The organism is Secundilactobacillus odoratitofui DSM 19909 = JCM 15043, from assembly GCF_001434895.1.
GTDB classification, from domain to species: Bacteria; Bacillota; Bacilli; order Lactobacillales; family Lactobacillaceae; genus Secundilactobacillus; species Secundilactobacillus odoratitofui.
On sequence record NZ_AZEE01000029.1, the window covers coordinates 49427 to 71841 of the forward strand.

The 22415-nt window shown below is 41.4% G+C and carries 15 protein-coding genes, 1 pseudogene and 1 CRISPR repeat array (1 of these 17 cut by a window edge); of the genes and pseudogenes, 5 read left to right on the forward strand and 11 right to left on the reverse strand.

The genetic code is table 11. The features are described from left to right. A CRISPR array of direct repeats spans positions 1 to 563; the repeat unit is 28 nt; unit sequence GGATCACCTCCGCATGTGCGGAGAATAC; it begins 2827 nt to the left of the window's first position. Positions 564 to 775: 212 nt separating this feature from the next. The 9 genes and pseudogenes from FD04_RS08425 to FD04_RS08460 form a co-directional block, all read right to left on the reverse strand. Continuing rightward, positions 776 to 1165 carry a hypothetical protein gene (locus tag FD04_RS08425; protein ID WP_056948263.1) on the reverse strand — a complete coding sequence of 130 codons (390 nt, stop codon included), beginning with the start codon at positions 1163 to 1165 and terminating at the stop codon, positions 776 to 778. Between the two features lie 295 nt (positions 1166 to 1460). After that, on the reverse strand, positions 1461 to 3272 hold the full coding sequence (locus FD04_RS08430; RefSeq protein ID WP_056948265.1) for a hypothetical protein: 1812 nt from the start codon (positions 3270 to 3272) through the stop codon (positions 1461 to 1463). Between the two features lie 405 nt (positions 3273 to 3677). Then, a complete protein-coding gene (locus FD04_RS08435) occupies positions 3678 to 4973 on the reverse strand; it encodes a DNA cytosine methyltransferase (RefSeq protein ID WP_054700422.1) in 1296 nt (431 codons plus the stop codon). Continuing rightward, positions 4963 to 7623 (reverse strand): SNF2-related protein, encoded by a 2661-nt coding sequence (locus tag FD04_RS08440; protein ID WP_056948267.1) that lies wholly within the window; start codon positions 7621 to 7623, stop codon positions 4963 to 4965. The genes FD04_RS08435 and FD04_RS08440 overlap by 11 nt, the downstream gene beginning before the upstream one ends. Further along, positions 7623 to 8870 carry a ParB/RepB/Spo0J family partition protein gene (locus FD04_RS08445; RefSeq protein ID WP_056948269.1) on the reverse strand — a complete coding sequence of 416 codons (1248 nt, stop codon included), beginning with the start codon at positions 8868 to 8870 and terminating at the stop codon, positions 7623 to 7625. The genes FD04_RS08440 and FD04_RS08445 overlap by 1 nt, the downstream gene beginning before the upstream one ends. Beyond that, positions 8857 to 9054 (reverse strand): annotated as a pseudogene (locus tag FD04_RS12945) (hypothetical protein); the annotation flags it as partial. The pseudogene FD04_RS12945 and the gene FD04_RS08445, both read right to left, overlap by 14 nt. Before the next feature lie 12 nt (positions 9055 to 9066). Next, positions 9067 to 9345 carry a hypothetical protein gene (locus tag FD04_RS08450; protein WP_235805676.1) on the reverse strand — a complete coding sequence of 93 codons (279 nt, stop codon included), beginning with the start codon at positions 9343 to 9345 and terminating at the stop codon, positions 9067 to 9069. Positions 9346 to 9760: 415 nt separating this feature from the next. Then, positions 9761 to 10507: an MbeD/MobD family mobilization/exclusion family protein gene (locus tag FD04_RS08455; protein ID WP_056948272.1), complete on the reverse strand. Its 747-nt coding sequence runs from the start codon at positions 10505 to 10507 to the stop codon at positions 9761 to 9763. Next, entirely contained in the window at positions 10507 to 11187 is a 681-nt protein-coding gene (locus FD04_RS08460) for a matrixin family metalloprotease (RefSeq protein ID WP_235805677.1), read from the reverse strand. Before FD04_RS08460 ends, FD04_RS08455 begins: the two co-directional genes overlap by 1 nt. A gap of 860 nt (positions 11188 to 12047) precedes the next feature. Between FD04_RS08460 and FD04_RS08465 the strand changes: the two genes are divergently transcribed. The 4 genes from FD04_RS08465 (at position 12048) to FD04_RS08480 (ending at position 17414) form a co-directional block, all read left to right on the forward strand. Continuing rightward, positions 12048 to 12737 carry a response regulator transcription factor gene (locus FD04_RS08465; protein WP_056948274.1) on the forward strand — a complete coding sequence of 230 codons (690 nt, stop codon included), beginning with the start codon at positions 12048 to 12050 and terminating at the stop codon, positions 12735 to 12737. A gap of 1 nt (position 12738) precedes the next feature. Further along, positions 12739 to 14049, forward strand: coding sequence for a sensor histidine kinase (locus FD04_RS08470; protein ID WP_056948276.1), 1311 nt, complete (start codon positions 12739 to 12741; stop codon positions 14047 to 14049). 431 nt (positions 14050 to 14480) lie between these two features. Continuing rightward, positions 14481 to 16409: an ArnT family glycosyltransferase gene (locus tag FD04_RS08475; RefSeq protein ID WP_056948278.1), complete on the forward strand. Its 1929-nt coding sequence runs from the start codon at positions 14481 to 14483 to the stop codon at positions 16407 to 16409. A 12-nt stretch (positions 16410 to 16421) separates the two neighbouring features. Further along, entirely contained in the window at positions 16422 to 17414 is a 993-nt protein-coding gene (locus tag FD04_RS08480) for a glycosyltransferase family 2 protein (RefSeq protein WP_054700412.1), read from the forward strand. Positions 17415 to 17878: 464 nt separating this feature from the next. Here FD04_RS08480 and FD04_RS08485 read toward each other — a convergent pair whose 3' ends face one another. Next, positions 17879 to 18487, reverse strand: a complete 609-nt coding sequence (locus FD04_RS08485) for a TetR/AcrR family transcriptional regulator (protein WP_056948280.1) — start codon at positions 18485 to 18487, stop codon at positions 17879 to 17881. Positions 18488 to 18648: 161 nt separating this feature from the next. On the opposite strand from FD04_RS08485, the gene FD04_RS08490 reads away from it, so the two are divergent. Next, positions 18649 to 21570 carry an MMPL family transporter gene (locus FD04_RS08490; protein WP_056948282.1) on the forward strand — a complete coding sequence of 974 codons (2922 nt, stop codon included), beginning with the start codon at positions 18649 to 18651 and terminating at the stop codon, positions 21568 to 21570. Positions 21571 to 21721: 151 nt separating this feature from the next. On the opposite strand, the gene FD04_RS08495 is transcribed toward FD04_RS08490, so the two are convergent. Further along, positions 21722 to 22333, reverse strand: coding sequence for a M57 family metalloprotease (locus FD04_RS08495; RefSeq protein WP_056948284.1), 612 nt, complete (start codon positions 22331 to 22333; stop codon positions 21722 to 21724). Positions 22334 to 22415: the final 82 nt, after the last annotated feature.

The following is a 22415-nucleotide window of genomic DNA, read 5'->3' on the forward strand; positions in this document are numbered from 1 at the left end:
TGTGCGGAGAATACCAATCAACAGATAACCGCGCTGATGCCGATTAAGGATCACCTCCGCATGTGCGGAGAATACTATACCAGCATCTTTAAGCTGCTGAATTGTGTGGGATCACCTCCGCATGTGCGGAGAATACTTAAAAGCAGAACCAACTGGTCCACTAAAGTCAGGATCACCTCCGCATGTGCGGAGAATACATCGCGCAAGCTTGGATGCCTACCCTGACTAAGGGATCACCTCCGCATGTGCGGAGAATACATATGGCCTCGGTATCATGGACCACTGATAACGGGATCACCTCCGCATGTGCGGAGAATACTCAACCTCAGAAGTACCCGGTTTAAAAAAACAAGGATCACCTCCGCATGTGCGGAGAATACCGGTATGAGCTTTCCCACAAATCAGTTTCACCGGGATCACCTCCGCATGTGCGGAGAATACTGGCCGATGCAGTCAAAGATTCAGCTGAATTAGGGATCACCTCCGCATGTGCGGAGAATACAACGACTAGCAATGGCGTTAGCAGGGTTACTCAGGATCACCTCCGCATGTGCGGAGAATACACTAAACAAATCCCATTATATCAACATTCTAAAATTGCCAAACACACTTTTTTAATCAGTTTCGTTCAACTAATTTAGGCTATCTCTTAAAACAAGTATATTACAACATCTTTTAAATCCATCAAATAAAGATCTCGACACTTAATCCTCACAATTAATAACTACGTAAATATATCCAACTTAATTTCCCAACTCGTAAATATAAAAAACTATTATTCACCAAAAATCGACTCCCCTAACAAATCAGCAGCATATTTCCTAACACTCGCAGGAAAATGCACACTATTCTTAACTTGACGTAACCACTGTTTCTTATAGGCTAACGCGCGATGAGCAGCGAAGCCATACAGTTTTCGAGGATTTTCATTCTTATTCGCAGTTATCATTTCATTCTTCAATCGAGTTAGTGTTGGCATAATCAACTGTCTTAGTTGTAAGTCCGTAGTTGCAGACTTACTCAACGACCAGGCCATGTCGAGTTGCTGGCAATCCGGATAACTCATTCTCGAACTTTGGGCATCCGCTATGAAATTGGTTAATACTTCCCCAGGATTCGTTGTTAATTCTACAAGTTGATGATCTAAGTAATAAATTGAGCTCATGTCAAATCTCCTTTTGTAGTTGGCTTAAAGTGCTATGCAGCATATCAAAATATGTACCAAAAATTGCCGAAGCTACGAAAAAGGCCATGCAAATGCACGACCTTTTTCTTCCGCAGTCTGCATCCTACTATGGTGGGGCACGTTGCCGCTCTCACGGTACGTTGCCGGTTGGTCATCGTGCATAGTCACTCGCAACACTCTTGATACATATATTATTTCTGAGAATAATTCAAATTTTCGAGGTTGTAAAATATAATGAACACAAGAAATATTCGAATTACAGGGAATGGTTCAATTAATTCTTCGAATTATTTAATAATCTAATACGCTCTTTGTATGTTTTACCCGATCTGACTTCAATATTCAAATCTATAGCTAATTTTGCCCATTCAATAGCCTGATTCTTATTTATTTTTTTAAAGTAAATAAAAAATCTAAACCATGCCACCTGCATTGGATAGTATTCTCTTTCTAAATATTTATGGTAAAAATCTGTAGGAGCTTCAATTTCAGCCTCAATGTCACGAATTCTACTTTTTAAAGATTTTTTCTTTGGTAGATTTTGCACACTTCCTGTTATACTCTCTTCATCAATTAGTCCCGAATACTCTCTTCTTAATTTGCCTAGCTCTTTTAACCTTACTTGAATAAAATTATTTTTCCTCAAGACTATATCTCGAGCTGGGAAAAATTTTTCTTTTAAAGGCATTGATATTGCTTTTTTCGTTAATATATCTTGCTCTTCTTCGAATTGATTATCGCAAACATTTAATTTATTTTGTAAATCAATACCTTCTGTTAATCGAATAGAAAAATTTTTAAAATCCAAATTTTTTTCGTATAATTTTTCTCGTATTTTTTGTAACATGGATAATTTTTCCTTGTACGTATAAAGTACTGCATCCCTAGTTTTATTCATTCTCTGATATTTTCTAATGTTTTCAGAAAGTTGACTGTATTCATCTTTTCGATTAGGTAATATTTTTATTCGTTTGATGTATTTATTCACAGATAAATCGCATTCACTACAAATACTGCTAATTACTTCTTTTATCATGTAGTTAGGCATTATTTCAATTAACTTAACATTATTAATTTCACTAATTTCTTTTTTCCGTTTATCTCGCTCTTGAGCATTTTTAAGACCCGCTTCACCACCGAAAATGCTTATCGCCTCGAAATGCTGCGCGCCTTGATATTCTAAGGCAATTTTATATTTTGGAAAATAAATATCATAGTGTTGCAAGCCTAAAAAATCGGGAGAATAATGTTGTTTTACAATTTGATCATCAAAAATCAATTGTATTTCTCTAAATAATAAAGTTTCGCTAATCCATCCGGCTCCAACCAACGGTAAATTTTTGCTTTTTCTAAGTTTATTTTCACTCAAACGAACAAGCTCTTTAAGTTTTTTATTTTTCTCAGTATTCTCTCTTACTTTGTACGTCCTAACCTGTATTGCACCATGTGCACCATTCGAATTAGGAAGCCCTAATTCAAAGTAAGTAACATCTCTGTACCGATATAGCCAATTAATCTCAGACTTACTTGACTCCTTTTTTAATTCAATTAGGAGTAACTCTTCAATTTCATCAATAAACATTTTACCAACGGTAGTTAAGAGGCTCTGTATGGAAATAGTTTCAAAAAAATCCCTTTCTTTTAAATTATCATTCATCTCAGGCCAACTATACATTAAAATATCCATTGGAGTAATTCCACTGATCCCTAATAAATATTTTTTAGAGTACTGTATCCATTCCGTAACAATCTGTTTATTACCAATTAAATTCCCCATTTCACATATCCAACTCGAAGCATACGCAGCTAATTTGGGAACCCTATCTGAATAAGTTTCTATCAACCATTTAAAGTCTGGTTCAATTCTTCTAACAGTTTCAATAGATTGATCTAAGTAAAACTGATCAAGTTTTTTCCATAGATAAAAAAAATAATATGAGGTGTTCTCACATTCAGATGTACTCACCTGCACTTTTTCATGATTATTCCACTGTTTTTCTAGCCATCGATAATAATTTTTTACTTTTAAACTTGCGCTCTCAAAGTCGTTACCATATTTATCGTTCCATTCTGGAACATTTTTCAAATTTTTAATTTTTTAACACCTCTACATCTGAATTATTCTCTCTTTTTAATTAATTTTTCCTCTATTTCTGTGATAAAGCCTAAATTCATCCTTACTAACCATGGATTAAAAACTCATCTACTGTACACAAAAAGAGGCGTGCAAATGCGCGACCTCTTATTTACGTAGACAGCATCCACTATGATGTGAACGTTATCGTTTTCACGGTGCGTTGCTGATTAGTCGTCATACATAGTTAGCTGCAACAATTTCGATATAAAAGTAAGTTTTTATATAGCTTTAGCTACACAGTTGTTAACCCGCTTCTGTTTGAACGCTCTTACATCTGAGCTTTAATAAACTACAATTTCCGTTAAAATAGATTAATATGAAATTCGACTAATTCTTTAGAAGATTAATAATCCACTAATGAGTAACGTAGTCAATTTTCCTATTGCTTCTAAAGTGTCCTTTTTGTGGTTCATCATTAATAATTTGAGACAATTCTTTCCCAATCTCTGTAATCAAATCAACCACTAATGCGTTGCCCATTGTGAAGTATCTCTCGGTATCTGAAATGCCCTTAAAATTCGTCCAACCTTCAGGAAAAGTATTTATTAATTCGGCTTCTTCAGGTGAAATCAACCTTAATTTACCATTTCCTGGATCCCTGACTACATGACTCATCCGCGATACCGTATGTTCGGAAGTCACCATAGTTCTCGCTGGTTTATCTAACGGATCTGGGAAACTTATGGCCCCCATCCCATATCTATATGTGTACTCTCCAGACTTTGAGATTTTATGTTGTTGTTGAAACCCACCTTTTAATTGTTTGAATTTTTGAATTTTTTCACTATCCAAATATAGACTCTTAATTGCGTTGTTTGGCTTAATTATCTCTGAAAGTGTTTTTGGAGGCTTACTTTTAGGTAAATAGTCAGCCATATAAACATGTCCATCTACCATAAGTCCAGTTTTTCTAAAACCTCGCTTTAATTTAAACTTTGAAGAAAATTCATCTAAGTTCTTAAATTCATTTAAATTAACTTCTTCAACTTCTTTAACTTCTTGGACCAGCAAAGAACTCGACAAAGGTGCAATTGTTTTTAACACATTTGAAATATTTGTATTTTGAACTAATTTCTTCAACATTGCTTGATAACTTGTGTCTTCTCGTGAAGCAAAAATAAAAGTTCTTCTTCTTCTCTGTGGGAAACCATAGTCGGCAGCGTTTATGACTTTCCAGGTCACGCTGTAACCAAGATCTGAAAGCGTTCGTAGAATCATTCCAAAATCTCTACCAGGCTGTTCCTTTGTCACCCCAGGAGATGTTAACAATCGATCTACATTCTCTAAAAGAATAAACTCTGGCCATTTTGCCTCAATTACATCCTTAATATCCCACCAAAGAACACCCTTTTTTCCAAAAAGTCCCTTTGCACTGGAAGATGCCACTGAATAATCCTGACAAGGGAATCCCCCCACTAAAAGATCCATCTGTGGAATTTTTGACTTATTTACCAATGCAATATCCTTGGGCGAAAGATTGGTACCCTCGAATCTTTTCTGATAAATTTCATAAGCAAATTGATGCTTTCTACCTGGTTCAAACTGATTTGCCCAAACTACATCAAAGTTAACATCCGCATGCTTCAGACCTATGTGAAAGCCTCCAACACCAGCGAACAGCTCTGCAACCCTTATCTTTTTACTTTTCATGATTAACCACTATTCGTTTTCTCTCTTTATCTATAATTTCAATTGCTTCTCGTATCTCAGACTGACTATATTCGATATGAAGAGTATTGTCATCGATTGCTCCATACATAATTTTTTCCTTGTCCTTCAATCGACTATATATTTTTTCGTCAATATATCCAGGCCTATCGCTAGACATTTTTTCGCTTTTTGTTTGTAAGTAATAATATCTAGTATACTGATTTGAAGGTAATCCTAGCCGATGTATTCGATCACGAGATTGAAGCATATGCGTCAAATTAAAGTCATATTCAAAGTATACCGCATCGTGCACTGTTTGATGCAAAGAAATAGATTCTCCCAAAGTTTGTGGGTTAGAAATTAATACCTGAACATCGCCATCTCTAAAATCATCAATAAGTTCTACTCTTGAAAGTTTATTAGTACCACCATACACTAAATTAGCTTTTATCCCATTTGACTGTAGTTTATCAAATATTTTTTCCAATGTATTCACAAATATTCCCCATACCATTACTTTCTTCCCTTGAGAAACAAGCTCAAGTACAAGATTTATTCCCTCACTAAACTTTGGCGATACAATATTATCCAAGTCAAGATTTTCATATACTGACTTATTCACTGGGCTAGGTTGATCCCCCAACAATTCGTTAAATTCTTTTTCTCCAATTCCTTTAATTTCACCACTATCATCATAAGTCATCATATCATCATAATTGATTGCAGTATTCAATAAAGCTGGGTTGGTCGAGGCCTGAATTAATCTTATTAAAATAGCCAAGCTTGATGTTTCGTTAAAATAAATCGCCTCTGCTATATTTGATTGAACAGGACTTGGTGAAACACTTTTAATAATATCTGGATCTGCTAGTGGAACACCCAAATCATTCTTATTAGTCCTCCAAAAAAAAGGATGGATTTTTTGATTTATAACACTAATTTCTCTCATTGATGGGTTAATAAGCTCTCTAGTATTCCATCCAAAAAACGAACTATATTCACTTCCATAAAGAATATGCAAAAAATTATAAATATCTTCGTAAGTGTTTGGGATTGGAGTTCCAGTCATCACAAATTTAAACTGAGGAATCTCAGAAATTTGTAAAGCAGCTTTAGCATATTTTCCCTGAGGATTTTTTATTCGATGTACTTCATCAAATATTAACATGGTCCTGTCATCTAACACCCTTAAGACAGAATTAATGTGTGTTGGCAATGCTTCATAGTTAATTAATACAAGATTACTAATATTCCAATCTGTCTGTAATTGATTGTCGAAGTCAGTACTTGTTTGAAAATTTATGACCCTAAGCTTTTTTTTATTACCAAAAACAAGTTTGAATTCACGTATCCAACTATCCATGGCATTAATAGGGCAAACTACTAACATTCTATCAATTTTTTCGTTTTGTTGAACGTCAACTCTATTAAGAAACGCAAAAACGCCTAATAGCATTGCGGTTTTACCAGCACCAGGGACAGAAAAATTAGCGGCTTTAGCCATTTCATACTCATAGTAAGAAGCGCGTAAATGTAGGTTACGAAGTGGTCTTACTACTTCACTTTGTACAATTTTTGAAAACTCTTGAAATTCACTTTGTTTAGACTCCGGAAATTCATTTAGATTACTTTTATATAAGTCTCCTAAAATTTTGTATTGTTCTATTGAATACTTATTTCTGGCGAGAAATTCCTGAACTTGTTGAGTTACTAAAACTTGAATATTCTTCCTATGTGCACGATTCTTTGTTACATCAATAATTCGTTCAATATCCTTATAATTTGAATCATTTAATATATGTGCATTATCTTCCGCAAAAAAATTTGATATATCACTGCCAGCACGTAATTTTCTATCTTTTTGAGTTAAATGTATATCGCTTGAGTCAACTCGTACAACCGTTTTTCCTTCCATCCGAAATAAAATTCCGTTAGCCAACATCTGGTAATCAGATTTATCTTCTGATGGTTCAATATCTTTAATAGTAGTTTGATCCTGATACTTTGCGATAGCATCATACGCCAAATCTGAAGCTTCAATTACATTAACATTTGGCTCTTTATTGTTCCATAGCCGTAGAAATCTTGCAGCGTTCGCTTTAATTCTTGATTGGACATTTTCACTCTCATCCCACGAAACATCAACTGAGATACTTTCGTAATTTTTAGAAATCCCATTTTGAGTTTCATTTGCTGACCCGTTGAAAAAAATTTGTTCATTATTTGAACTGATAATTCCAAATTTATCATGAAAAATGCCTACCTTAGTCAGGGCAATCTTAACTCTGGCCTTCCCCATCGCAATCATGAAGGCCAAGTTTCCAAGTTTCCGTTGAGTATCCGGATTTAGTTTTTCATTTCTCTGGGCCATCCTTAACGGTTTTAACTCGGATAACAACTTATACCCACTTTGAATTTTTTCAAAATCTTCAGCACTAATCTCCTTTGATACAATAAATTCTACTTGACCAGAGTTCTTAGCAATTTCCTCAAGGCCATCCGCATACAAATCTATTCCGGCGCTCGAAAAAAAGCCAGATACTCGTTGATATAAATTTGCTTCCCTTAACACAGGTTTGTAAAATCCATCTACTATATCATTTGTATATTGTGATTTAATATTATCTTTCAATTCGTTAGAAAATGCCATTAATTTAAAACCTTTCTCAAATTATACAGAGTTGCATGAATTTTCTTGAGTACTTCTTTAGCCTCAAAAAAATCATCTTGATTTAATTCATCAAAATCCTCAGGCTTGATGCTTTCCAAAGACTCACTGATATCTTCAAGCCGCACTAATGCCTTTTTTCTTTTAGAATCCGTTTTCCCCTTATAGATGAGTCTATCGGTAGCATTTTTTAATTTTTCTGCCTGATTAGTTAGATTTGGATCGTTTGCAACAACTTTTTTTAAATCGCCCGCAGTAGTAATTGGGTTCTCCTCAAACGCATCTATTACCGTGTCGACCTTATCATCAACTGCTGAAAGATAGTGATTTAAATTATCAGGATTTTTCAATACATTTGTCTTTAATTGACGCATCACCAATTTAGGTTCTAATTGATAAATATCCGATTTTGCCACCGCTAGCTGTACGAGTACTGCTTCAGTAATTGATTCTTTATCTGAATCATCCATTTTAGAAATTGTGCTTTCAATTTCTTCTATTGGTCCATCTAATTTTAAATCTCGAGCTAAATAAAATTTATCAATCGCTTCACCACCAGGCGAAACAATTTCAATAAATTTCAGAATGAGCTTAGCTAATCTAATATCTCGCTTTATTCCAATAGTATTTCCGGCACCAGATGCCCTTTTGTATTCCTCTGTATTCATGATTTTTGTCACACAAATAGTATTGTAGACGTCAAATATCCGATCAATTGGGCTATATGGAACTTTTTCTTCTCTTCCTAACTGTAAGTCCAATTCTAATTCCTTTATTGTTTTTTGATCATTCTTAGAATCCAAGGGAATTATAATTGCATCCATATCCTTAGGTACGTTATCTTCTTGTTGGAAAATTCTTAATGCGGTAAATCTTCTATTTCCATCTATAACACGTCCATCCGGTAAAACTACGGCCGGTTCTTGTTGTGTTTTTTCCTTAATCGATCTTAAGGTGTCATCTAACGCCTGCGTATTCGAATTATATATAAATTCTTGGAATATTTCATTATATTTTGAATTTCCGGGTTCTGGTTTTAAACTAGTGTGCCCCGCTAAGTATTGCTTGTAAGCTGTATTAATTCTTCCGTTTTGATCATTATAATAAAGTTCAGTTAAAGGTATTTTATAAACATCATATTGGTCATTCGGCTGTCCTTCTATAGACACTTTTTTTGTAGCTCCAGTTTTCGCAAAATGATTTGCTATCGTTTTTTCATAAAGATTCATTTAAATTCTCCCTTTTTCTAATATAATTTACTTTCAAACATAGTAATTCACCAAATAATTTTTTAAATTTTGGCCGTATTAAACACATACCAATAAGCCCATTAGTAGCTATGCATTTCTTTAATTCCAAGTTTTTAGGAATAGTTCGATCTCTTAAGCCGTACGAAATAATCTCTTGAAATGCTTTAACATTTAATTAATCTTCTGTCACCACTTCAATACTATTATTAGTGCTTTTAAATTCTACTAATATGCCAACCATACTCTCAGCGGAGGCTCCGTTATACACCGTCAAATCAGCATATTTCATAGTATTATATAATGGCTCCGAAAATATTTTTTGTTCATTTCTGTTAAAAACTGTAGGAGCTAATATGGTAGTTAAAAACTTGGTTAAAGCTTTCGCAAAACCATTATTTTCTTTTTGTGGCATAATCACTCTCATTACACGATTTATTCCTTTTAATTGAGCCAAAAAATCTTAATTCATCATCTCTATACCTCGCACTTTGTTTACTTATCACATAATTGAAATCTCACAACAGTAACTAACCTCTAAAATCATAAAATTACACACACTATCAGTCCACCTCTATCTTTACTAACAAAACTAAAATTCATCGTTCTTAACAAAAGCCGCACCAACGACGTTAATCTGTTTTTTCATCTCTAGTTACCTCATTTTACACTCGTATTAGTATGTAACTATCTTAGCATAGTTAAGGGCCTAACAAGTGTGATAAATCAAGCATTTTACAAGTTTTTTACGCCACTGAAATATAAGTAAAGTTACCTAATTTCGAGTCAAATTAATTCGATCCACATTCTTTAGTAAATAAAAAGGATACTCACACAATTAAGTGCCAGTACCCAGGTTGCTGTTATTCAATTCACTTCCGCGACATCCGCTCAACCTTCTCCGAAAGCCGTTCAACTTCTCGCGAAAGTGATTTAATTTCCTTCGTCAAGGCTTCGTTTTGCTTCTGCTGTTCACTGGCCTGACCAGTCCGATCAGTGAAGAAGTCGGTGATCGTACTAGTCAGCAAACCAATAAACCCGACACCACCGAGCATCAACCCGGTCGCAATCAACTTACCCCAGGCCGTGTGTGGTGAATCATCACCGTAACCAACGGTGGTAGCGGTGGTGATGGCCCACCACATGGACTGCGACAGCGACTGGTGTTCCACCATTGAGAACAGTAGCGCACTGCCACAGATAATCACAACCGAAATCGTGAACAAGTAGATGAAGCCGGTATCATAAGTGAACCGGTGAAAATCCCGTGTCCACTTACCGGAGATACCAAGGCGCCAGAATAAGTGGTGCACGCGCACTAACCGCACCAGTCGCGCAAGTCGAAACAGCGCGAACGCCGGGTGCATCGGTAAGATACCGAGTAGATCAAAGGCGTTTTCAATCAAAAACCACTTGCGGTTCTTGGTGGTGACCAGCCGGACAACATAGTCCGCTACGAAGACGCCCCACAGACCGGTAAAAATACCGTGGGCCACCCGTCCGATATGAACGTTAGACATGAGTAAAACAGCCAAAACAGCGGACACGACCACTAAGATGGTTACAATGATGTGATAGGCCACCAGCCACTTCGGTTGGTGGGTAGCTGTTTTTTGCATTAGTTTGTCGCCTCACCATAAATTGTCTTCAATGCATTCAGGTCCCCCTGCGACAGCGATGATACCCCTTGGTCGACTGGGTACATCACGGATAGTCGGCTACTACTGTGGTCTAAGCCCACCGCGTGGCCCAGTTCGTGAACAGCTACTGACAGCTTAATTGAGGACTGTGGATAGTAGACATTTAGGCCCGCCCTAGCGTGGTTAGCGGTATACGCGCCCCAGCCGGTTTGTTGAATAATTTTTGGTCCCCCATGACCGGATTCAATCAGGGATTGATTCTCACTGCTCATTTGCTTGGCGTAGGTAAAAAACGTCACCGAATTCTGCTTCTCTGTAGCGGTGCCGGCAACCAGTTTGACCAGTCCGGTCTGATTATAAATGCGGACGGCACGCTCAAAGACGGTTTGGACCGAAGTTGGGACATCCGCAGCGAACTGATAATAGTAGGTTCTCGATAGCGTTTGCCCCTGCACAATCGATTCAATTGGCGTCTCGTTCGCCGATGTTTCCTTTTTCTGTGTCTGCTTGGTCGACTTCAGGCTCGGGTTGACTAGGGTCAATGCCTGTTCTACCTGATTACTGAAGTCGATTGGTGCAGGCTTCGTGTCGACCGCCATGGGGACGAAAACCGTCGCCAGCGCCAGGGTCACCCACGTTAACCACCCCTGATACCTCATCGTTGCCACTCCTTTAAAAGTTCTGTTAGTCATAGCCTACTTATTTTTTATCATCAGGTCAATTATTATTATCAATCGTCAGACTTTTTTAGATTCTGTCATTTTCACCTATACCAATTTAAAATACCGTGCCAACAACCGACACCCTATTGCGGTTGTACCGACTTTTCTAAACCTAAGTAGTTTAGCTTGATATTGTAAACCAATCTCAGTACACTAGCCACACGAATGGAAAACCAATGGTAAGTTGCTACTGCGGCGGGCCTACCCCGGCCGTGATCCCCCATCAATGACGGCGGGGCGATGGCCCATTAGTGCGAGTAAGGTTGGGTGTTGTTCCCCCGATAACGACTCGGCCGATGTGCTACAACTCGTACCATATGTGTTTCCCTCCTCCTAGCGACGCCCCTACTTGAAAAGGTGGGGGCGTTGTCTGTGGCAGAGTGAGAAAAAAGTCGTTTAGCTCCCAGAGTATAAGCCCTTTGTCCAGATGACCCGAACTTGGTCATTTGGACAAAGGGCTTATACGGCCGGGAGCTGACTTTTTTCTCGCGTTTCGACTAGATAAAATCAAAACAAACGAATACAAAAGACAGTAGGCGAAAGTTCACAACTTCGAACCTTTGAGCATCCGCACCTCCCCCCCAAAACCAATCAACGCCCCCAACTAAATCACAATCTGATTACAACTTCCTCCAAATGATTGACCATTTCACCAAAAATCGCTACTTTTATTAATAGTGTATAAGTTTCATTTCTTAACAATTCGCAAAATTAATCGTTTGCGCAATTAAAAATTGTGCATTTCCCCTAAAAATCAGATAAGATACGTCAGAGAGACGTTCATTGGAGGTTCCCTCATGAGTAAAGACTTAAAGATATTAATCGTGGAAGATGACGAGCCGCTCGCACAGAGTCTAGAACGCTTTTTGGACGAAGTCGCCGAGACGACCGTCAGCAACGATGGGTTTGAAGGCCAGATGCTGGGTCAAGAAGGCATCTACGACTTGGCCGTGCTGGACTTGATGTTACCGCAAATTGGCGGTTATGACATTCTTAAGTATTGGCGCAGTGAGTGCAAGCTCGACATGCCCGTCTTAATTTTGACCGCCAAGGATACCCTGGATGACAAAGTCCGTGGCTTCCAGTTGGGGGCCGATGATTACCTGACTAAGCCCTTCCACCGTGAGGAATTACTGATGCGTGTCAAAGCACTTTTACGGCGCGCCGGTAGCCTCGGTGCTGATAACCAGTTGTCCGTGGCCGGTTTCACCGCTAACCTGAACAACCGGACCGTCGCTATCAACGGCGAAAACCTAACCTTAAATGGGAAGGAATACGATCTTTTGGTCTACTTCCTTCAGAACCCCGATACGATCATCACTAAGGATCAGATTTTTGACCGGCTGTGGGGCTTTGACTCCGACACTGCGCTAAGCGTGGTGGAAGTTTATATGAGTAATTTACGTAAGAAAATCAAGACTGCAAACCAAGACCAACCCATCCGCACACTGCGAAACGTGGGTTACATGTTAGAAACGGAGGACTAATTTGAAATCCAAGAACCCCGAAAAAAAGCAGCAACTTCAGCTGTTTGTAAAAGAACTGATCACTTTTGCGCTGTTGTTTGCTGCCCTAGGGCTCGTTGTTTACTTCTTCTTCTACCAGTCCGTTTACCGTGACATGGATCAGGGCTTCAAGGGTCAAAAAACGCGCATTTTGCAAAATACGCCATCACCCCAGCTTAACCACATCACGGGTAGTGCAGCTAAGGCTGCTAGTATCAAGGGCCCGTCAAAAGATGGCCCCTTCCGTGCGAACATCGTGGTCTTCAACGGCAAGGGCAAGGTCGTCAACGATGCCATGCTGGGGGAACGTGATTATGAGCTACTCAAAAAAACCAAGCTCATTAAGCGTAACCTGAACAAGATCACCGAAACCACGCTGACTGCCGACAACGTCACCAGCCACTTTAAGACGTTACTAATCAAGGTCCCGTCTTCCAACCTCAATCCGATGTACGCTGGCCGCTACGTGCTGATCATGGAAAATATCGATGCGGACTTACTGGCACTGGCCAGTTTCCGAAATGCGTTGATCACCACGTTGATTATCTTCTGGATTTTAGCGATTGCGATTGCCTACCTGCTGTCGCGGTCAAGTATGAAGCCAATCATCCTGTCATGGCGTAAACAACGTGATTTCAGTGCCAACGCAGCTCACGAGTTACGGACCCCGCTGACGGTGATTCAAAACCAGTTGGAGTATTTGTTAACCAAACCCAAGTCACGGGTGATGGACGAAATTGACGAAGTCTCCACCGCTCTGGACGAAGTTCGCCACATGCAGACGCTCACTAATCGCTTGCTGATGCTGGCACGGTCCGATTCCAACGTGGTTCAAATGAATAAGACCGATGTGAACCTGCAAGAGTGGCTAACGCAAGTCACCAAGCCTTATCAAGACATCGCCATGAGTCAGCAAAAGTCATTCCAATCAACGATTAAAGCCGAAGCTCATGGTTCACTGGACCCTGACTTGATTCGCCAACTGCTGACGATTTTGATGGACAACGCCATCAAGTACACGCCGGAGCACGGGACAGTTAGTATCAAAGCCACGCTGGCTCACGAAAACTTGTTATTGGAAGTGGCTGATACCGGTGCCGGTATTCCAGACGAAGACAAGAAAAAGGTCTTTGACCGTTTCTACCGAACTGATAAATCGCGTAACTCCAAGACTGGTGGTAACGGTCTTGGACTCGCAATTGCACAGTGGATCGTCGGCCAACACCGCGGTAAAATTTCGGTGCGTGATAACCATCCAAATGGCGCTGTGTTCGTGGTGTCGCTGCCAGTGTAAACTAAAATCGTACGCCTTTGTCACCGGTTTACTGACATGGTATAATGATGACACAAAAAAGCCGGTGCGCTAACACCGGCCCTTGCATATCACTTCAAGAGTGGCAGCAAGCAACAGACGACTTAAAGAGTCACCCATTCAGCTGCCAAGACTCAATGGGGTGGCTTTTTATTTACGATTTCTGCGGTCGATCATAATCATTAACGTTGCGAAGGCAATCATCACTTTTACACAGCCTAAACGTGCAGCCCAGGCAATGACCGGCCGTATAAGAGCCCTATCCAAATGACCAAGTTCAGGTCATCTGGATAGGGCTCTTATACTCTGGCCATTAACCGCCTGAACTCGCACTCTTATTTTAAGCTAATCTTATGTTTCTCCTCGTAAGATAAGCAATATCAACAAAACTATCATCACAAGGAGTCCCTCGTATGCTTACCAAGTCGTCCGTTACTGAATCAAAAAGGCACCAATTTTTTCACCGCGTAGACTGGCTCATGATTGCCATTTTACTGCTGGCAGCCTTCCTGTACAGTTGGCAGATTTGGAAAGTCGGTGCCACCAACGACTTTTATACCGTCACGATTACCAGCATGCTTAAGAGCGTCAAGAACTTTTGGTACGCGAGTTTTAACTCGTTTGGTACCGTAACCGTTAACCAACCACCAGTGGCACTGTGGCTGATGGCCATGAGTGCGAAAGTTTTTTGTCTCCACGCTTGGAGCGTTATTTTACCATCCATCGTTTTAGGGGTTGGCAGTGTCGCCTTAATGTATCAACTGGTTACCCCCTATTTTGGCCGCTTTGCTGGTCGTTTGGCGGCATTAGCACTCACGTTGACACCGGCAGTGGTGGCCAACTCGCGTACGAATAACCTGGACGCAACCTTGATATTCACACTATTACTTGCACTGTTATTGCTCCAAAAGGCCATCACCTTACAGCGCCTATGCTGGCTACTCAGCAGTTTTGCCCTCGTCGGCTTAGCCTTTAACGTGAAATTACTGCAGGCTTTCTTGATACTCCCCGTCATGATGTTAGTTTATTGGCTGGCAACTCGCCAACCTTGGCAACGCAAACTGCAACATCTCAGTCTTGCGTTCCTGACCCTGGCCATCACAACCTTGATTTGGCCTCTTTCAGTTGATTTAACCGCAAAGCCAGCCAACTCAAATCACTACGTTGCGCTGTCGCTTGTCTATAACTACCAAGCCAATAATCAGGTTCTCAGTCAATCAACAGCCACCACCACGAAGCAATCACACACAAGACCCAAGCCGGTTAAAACGACAACCGCGAGTGCCGCACCGGTTGATCAGCCACAGCCGAAAGCAACTAAAACTGACAGTGGTTTTCTAAGTTTAATTGAAACTAAATTAGGCACTCAAATCAGTTGGCTGCTACCCTTCGCAGTCTTTGGGACGCTTGGCGGGTTGGCCTACTACCGTCGTAAGCAACGGCGCTGGTATCAGCTCACCAAGGAACAGCAACAAATCTTGCTGTGGGCGGGTTGGCTATTGCCAGCCTACGTTAGTTTCGCATTGGCGCACCAGTACCAGTCCTTTTACTTGGTGATGCTGGCACCGCCAATCGCAGCACTGGTTGGCATCACCCTTAAGGTGTTGATCCGCCAATATCACTTAAGTGACATGAATAACTGGCAGTACTACCTTTTACCGTTAGCCATCGTGACAACCGCTTGCCTACAAGCGTGGTTCGTGAATCCTTATTACCCTTGGTTGTCATGGCTCATGTTAGCCACTGGTAGTTTTGTCAGTTTCATTCTCATTTCGAGTCGGCGACGACGAGCCATCAAATTACTGATTGCCACTGGGTTGATGACCGTCGCGGTAGCGCCCACCTGGTGGTCATTAACACCCGCAATTGCGGCCACCAACGGTACGCAAGGTACCACCACGTTACTTACCAAGGCCCAACAAGACAGCAACACCCGGGTCAGTTCTAAGCTATTATGCTATTTAGAAAAACACAACGCGGGTGCCAAATATTTATTCGCCACCGATGAGGCCGCAACCGCGGCGCCCTACATTGTCAAAACCGGTCATCCAGTGTTGAGCGTATCCGGCTTCAATCGCCAGTCAGACACCGTCACCTTGGCTGCATTTAAACAACTTGTAAAGACTGGTCAAGTCCGTTATTTTTACGCTGTTGATGGTGCCGCTTCATCCGCTATCACTAACTGGGTCAAGACAAACGGCACTAAGATTACCGGTGAAACGCAACAAGTTACGACGCCAGCACCGCGACCTAAACAGACTAACAGCACTCATACACCACAGCTAACACCGCAACAAACAACTGGTCAACTTTATCAGTTATCGCCCACAATCACGCAATAAGGAGGCGTAGAGATGAACCCAACTAATGATCATCTATCCATCGTGATTCCCGTCTACAACGAAGAAGCCGGAATCACAGAAACTATCGATGTCCTTGAAAACTACATCGCTAACCGACTTGAAACCTACGAACTCATATTTATCAATGACGGGTCAACCGACAACAGTGCCAAATTGATTCGCGCTGCCAGTGAACGCAACGCAAACGTCAAGTTAATTGAACTTTCACGTAACTTTGGTCATCAAATTGCCATCACTGCTGGCCTGCGCTACGCCTCCGGTGATGCCGTGGTCGTCATGGCAGCCGACTTACAAGACCCTCCCGCTGTGATTCCGGCGATGATTGATAAATGGCGGGCTGGTTACCAAGTTGTTTACGGCAAACGGGTTTCACGAGCCGGTGATAGTTTGATTCAGCGCTTTATGGCGGCCAGCTTCTACCGCATTTTTCGAGCCATCACTAACATTAACGCGCCGTTAGACACTGGTGACTTCCGGTTAATGGACAAACAGGTCGTCCGTGAATTACGTAAAATGGACGAACCGGATCCCTTTATTCGTGGCATGGTCAGCTGGGTTGGTTTTAAGCAAACCAGCGTGACCTATGAGCGACAAGAACGGCAACGTGGGAGCTCTAAGGCCCAGCGAAAAGGAATGTTCCGGCTAGCTGTAGACGGTATCACATCGTTTTCTGCCCTGCCACTTAAGTTACCGGCTTGGTTAGGTGGCCTCTCGATGTTGATTGGTCTTGGCTACTTAATTGGGGCAGCTTTCACTGGACTGACCACTTTGAAGTTTTTGGTGTTCGCGCTGTTCTTTTTGACCGGCACCATCTTGGTTAGCTTGGGGATTGCTGGTGCGTACCTGTTCCGCATCTTTAACGCGGCTAAACAACGACCGCTCTATGTCGTGGCGAAGGCCAGTGGCTTTTCGTCCAAACAGCAGTCGGTCCTGACTTTTAAAACGAACTCGAAGCCAACCCCCTCTCATCAGGCTCGGCAATGACTTTCACATCTCATCAAAAAAAGTAGGTTAACCATTCCTTAGTGAGTGGTTAACCTACTTTTATTTTTTATGCCGCCTCCGGCCGCTGGCAGTTTTTGGGTGTCCGTGGTAGTTGGACCGACTTCAGCCGCTTCGCGTCTTACGTCTCGCTTCTAAGCCCACAGACCAAGTCTTAGAAACGTCCAGTTCATGTAAACGCTAAAGCGCCAACATGAACTAATCACTACCACCAACACCCAAAAACTACCATCGGCGCTACGGCTTACATTGTGGTTTCTGATACAGAATATCCAATAGTGGAAAACCTTACGACCAGTGCAAACGTATCGATTGACCGTTAATTGGTCATTCAAACTGTATTGAACACTCATCTTTTTGCCACAATCTCCGCGTGAGGTCGACTGTGAGTTCTGTAACCGGCATTGAGCACAAAAATCGCATATCCGTTTTCACTACAAAAATAATCAATCAATGGATTGGACCAACCCTGGCATGACAACTTTTTTTGAATTACCAATCAATATTGATAGGTAACGATGCGCCTCCTCAAGGGTCGTCGGCTCATCTTGCAAAAAAATCCACTCAATAAGGTTTAATAACGTTGCACTACACTGCGTTACCAGTAACTCTGCTGGTATATTGAGTTGCAAGCCTGCAAAAATTTGGCGAAATATTTTTCTGACAGTTTGCTTCAAATAATTTGTAAAGCTCGCTACCAGTGTTTCATCGACTTGATTATGTTTTAAAATGGCCTTCATCTGCCGTTTATGATGATCAAAGAACTGGTAGAGTCGATCAAAATAGGTGACTAGAATTTCATTCGGCGACAATTGAGGGGCCTCATCCACTCGAATCTCCGTCGCGAGCAAGTACCAACAATAATTCACTAAATCGTATTTATCATCAAAATAATTATAAAAAGTTGCGCGGGGATAATCACACCGCTCACATATTTCATTCACGCTAATGGTCTCAAACGATTCTAATTCCAGCAAATCAAACATTGCGCTTGAAAAAGCACTTAGAGTTCTCTGTGCACCCTTAGTTGGCTGACGACTTAAATCATACTTCATGTTTTCACCTTCATTTTTGCAATTTTGCTAAATTGTCTAAAGTTTGGCAACTTGCTATTTTTGTGAATTGTATTCAGCCCGCCTCGAGTTTATCATGCGATTATAGCTTAGACAAGTGTCTAAATTTAATCACTTGTACATATGAGAGGAGAAGGAAACACATGCAAGTCTTCATTAAAAAACACGGTCTCGCTGCTTTATTATGGGCCGTGTTAATTATCGCCACTATTATGGCCATGCCAAATGTGAGCCAGCTTGTCCGCGACAAGGGTGCTGTCACATTACCGGCTTCAGTTCAAAGCGAAGTCGCGCAAACGATTGATCGTAAATCAGTTCATAATCAGAGTGTCCGATCGTTAATTGTGGTCTTCAACAAACAACAGGGGCATCTAACCGTTCAAGATCAAAAGCGTATCAATCATAGTATTCATCAAATTAAATCTGACAGTAACCTCGATATCCTTAGCATGACAAGTGCCAGCGATAATGCTGCAGCTAAGCAACAACTTAGCTCTAAGGATCAAACGACTCAGCTTGCGATGATTAGCCTATCAAGTCGCAAGCAAGTCCATCAACAGGCTCAACAACTCCGACAGTACTTAAAAATTAGCGGGTTACGCACCTACGTCACGGGTAGTGCACTTCTTAACGATGATTTTTCAACAACGACGCAAGCCGGACTTAAGAAAACCGAAATCATCGCGGCCGTCTTCATCTTTATCGTGTTAATTCTGGTTTTCCGTTCGATACTAATTCCAATCATCTCGTTACTCACAGTGGGAATCGCCTATCTGGTTTCTGCCAGTCTAGTCATGAATCTCGCCCAGCACTTCAACTTTCCAATTTCAAACTTTACTCAAATTTTCATGGTTGTCGTCCTATTTGGTATCGGGACCGACTACAACATCTTATTGTATAACCGTTTCAAAGAGGAATTGGCCGCCGGATTAAGTGTTGACGAATCGACTCGTATCGCTCGAAATCGAGCTGGTCGAACTATTTTGTACAGTGGTTCATCCGTCTTCATCGGGTTCGCAGTCCTTGCGCTTGCGAAGTTTTCCTTTTATCAATCGGCGGTTGGTGTGGCAATCGGTATTCTCGTTCTATTAGCCGTACTATTAACGCTTAACCCATTCTTCATGGCGACACTTGGACAACGAATGTTTTGGCCGAGTCAAAACATTGCGACTCACGGCACTAACCGAATTTGGCGAAGCCTTGCTAAATTTGCGATGAATCACACCATTATGACCGTCATCGCAACGCTAGTCATCTTCACCCCACTTTTATTATTTAGCCAACAAAAACTGAACTTTAACAGTGCAGATGAATTGCCCAACACCATTGAATCCAAGGCGGGCTATAACCTGATCCAAAAACATTATCCGGCCGGCATGTCTGGCCCATCAACGCTTTATATCGACGCTAAACATTCACTGAATAATCAGCAAGATCTTGGCACCGTCGATGATCTGACAAATTACCTGAAGGCCGAACCTGGTGTTAAACAAGTTAGCTCAGTGACCCAACCAGGTGGTCATAAGATCAAACAATTGTATCTGAAACAACAATTAGGGCAATTGGTGACCGGCCTGAACCAGGCCAACAAAGGCCTATCTCAAGTCGAAGCCGGCTTGTCAAAGGCTAATACGCAACTAGCTAGTGCCAACAACACTCAAAGCACCACTCAGCTCAATCAATTAACGACTGGTACCAGTCAACTTCAAAGTGGGGCCAAAAAACTTAGCCAAGGCATTTCAACTTATACTGCCGGTGTGACTCAAGTCGCAAATGGTACGCATCAGTTGGCCAGTGGCACCAGTTCGCTTGGCCAAAGTGTTGGCCAGTTAACGACCGGCAGTCAACAATTGACTAATGGCCTGAGTCAATTTCAAACGCAGACTAAACAAATATCGGCTCTAGCAACCGGTACCAGTCAACTCACAAATAGTTCCGCGATGCTTTCGAACGGTTTGGGTCAGCTAAGCAGCGCCATTTCACCATTTAGCAGTAGTTTAAGTAAACTTAACAGTGGTACGCAACGGTTAGCTAGTCAAAGCACTCAATTGGTAAGTGGTGCGCAATCCGTCGCAACCGGTAGCGCTCAGGTTAATACTGGCGTAAAACAGTTGCAGTCCAAAATCGTTGCCATGCAGGCTCAAGTCAAACAACTACGCAGTGGCCTATCGAGTGCCAACCAAGCCTTAGTTAAAATTGGCGCTGGCACAACCAGCATTAAACAATATTTAGCAGCACTTCAAACTTCCTATGTTGGCAATCAATTCTACATTCCTCAACAAACGTTAAATAGTAGCACCTTCAAGCCCTCACTTGATGCCTTCATGGCCGATAACCATCGAATTACTAAAATCACAATCGTGTTGAATAGCGATCCAAGCACAACCAAATCAGCTCATCGTCTACAAACAATCACGAGTGACGTGCACGCCAAACTAAAGCATTCGTCGCTGAGTCACGCGACGGTTGCAATTGGTGGGCAAACCTCTCAAACTGCTGACCTCGAGTCACTATCCAATACCGACTTTAACCGGACAGCCATCATTATGCTGATTGGTATCGGCCTGGCATTGATCCTGGTGACCCGTTCCCTCATTCAACCGTTAGCGATTATCGGGACACTGATGGTAACTTATATCAGTGCGCTCACAGTCACGCGGTTCCTATCGAGTTGGCTATTAGGCCAAGCCCTACTTACCTGGAATACGCCATTCTTCAGCTTCATCATGCTGATTGCACTAGGCGTCGACTACAGCATCTTCCTCATGATGCGCTATCGTGATGACGCAGCTAAAATACCTGACGTGCGTAAGCGAATCATTAATGCTAGCGCAATCATTGGCACCGTTGTCCTTTCGGCAGCACTTATTCTAGGTGGTACTTTTGCGGCACTCATGCCATCTGGTGTTTTAACACTGATACAGGTGGCGTTAACCGTGATTGTTGGTCTAATAATCTTAGTCATCTTGTTACCAATCACGATGTCGATCATGGTTAAATGGACTTATCCGTATGTTCACGATAAATTCTATGAACAGCAGTCCTCAAAGTCAGATCATGAATAAGTTTCCTTTAACTCAATATCGGCCAAAATAAAATAGAGTAGATTAACTCGGTAAATACTGATTAATCTACTCTATTTATCTTCGGTTACTCATGATATTGGTTTGCGCGTGGTTTGCCTACAATTTCAATGTGGGGTCGCCCATTTCCAATTCATCGATTGCACCAAACCATCGTCACCGTGTTATCAAGCTGAGTCGTCACAAAGCCGCTGGTTAACAGCAACGGCTTCGCATAGTGGTTACGGACGCTCGCAATATCAGCAGCTTGAATACCAACGTAGCGGTTCTTATAGTACATCACACTCTTTTGACTACTACTGTGATTAAGACCAATCACGTGTCCCAGCTCGTGTTCGGCAACAATGATTCGTGACGCCTTACTGTATTTGTAGTATTTAAAAACGCCCGTGTTGATTCGCGCCACCGCTGACTTGATCTGTTGACCACTGCTGACTAACTGCGTCTGACCGGAAATTCCCAGCTCCGTTGTCGTATTCGACCAACCCTTTGCCTTAACCGGACTACTCTTCACAACTTTAAAGGTGAAGACGCCAGTTTTGTTCCACGCCTTGATGGCGGACTTCCACACTGACTGGTAATAAGCAGACCCACTGATTTGAATCGTGGTGGTCGGCGTTGAAAAACGATACTGTCCAAATGGCGTTTCAGCGGCCCGGGCAACTGCGGTTTCCATAATTAACCCGTTTAATACAATTAACAAAATCAGTAACACCTGCGTGATCCACTTCATTTGACGTTGCATCTCAACACCTCCCTTTGGTGCTCACATTATTCCACGATAAATTGACCTAGTCCACTATTTTAACTTCAAAATATCAAGTTAT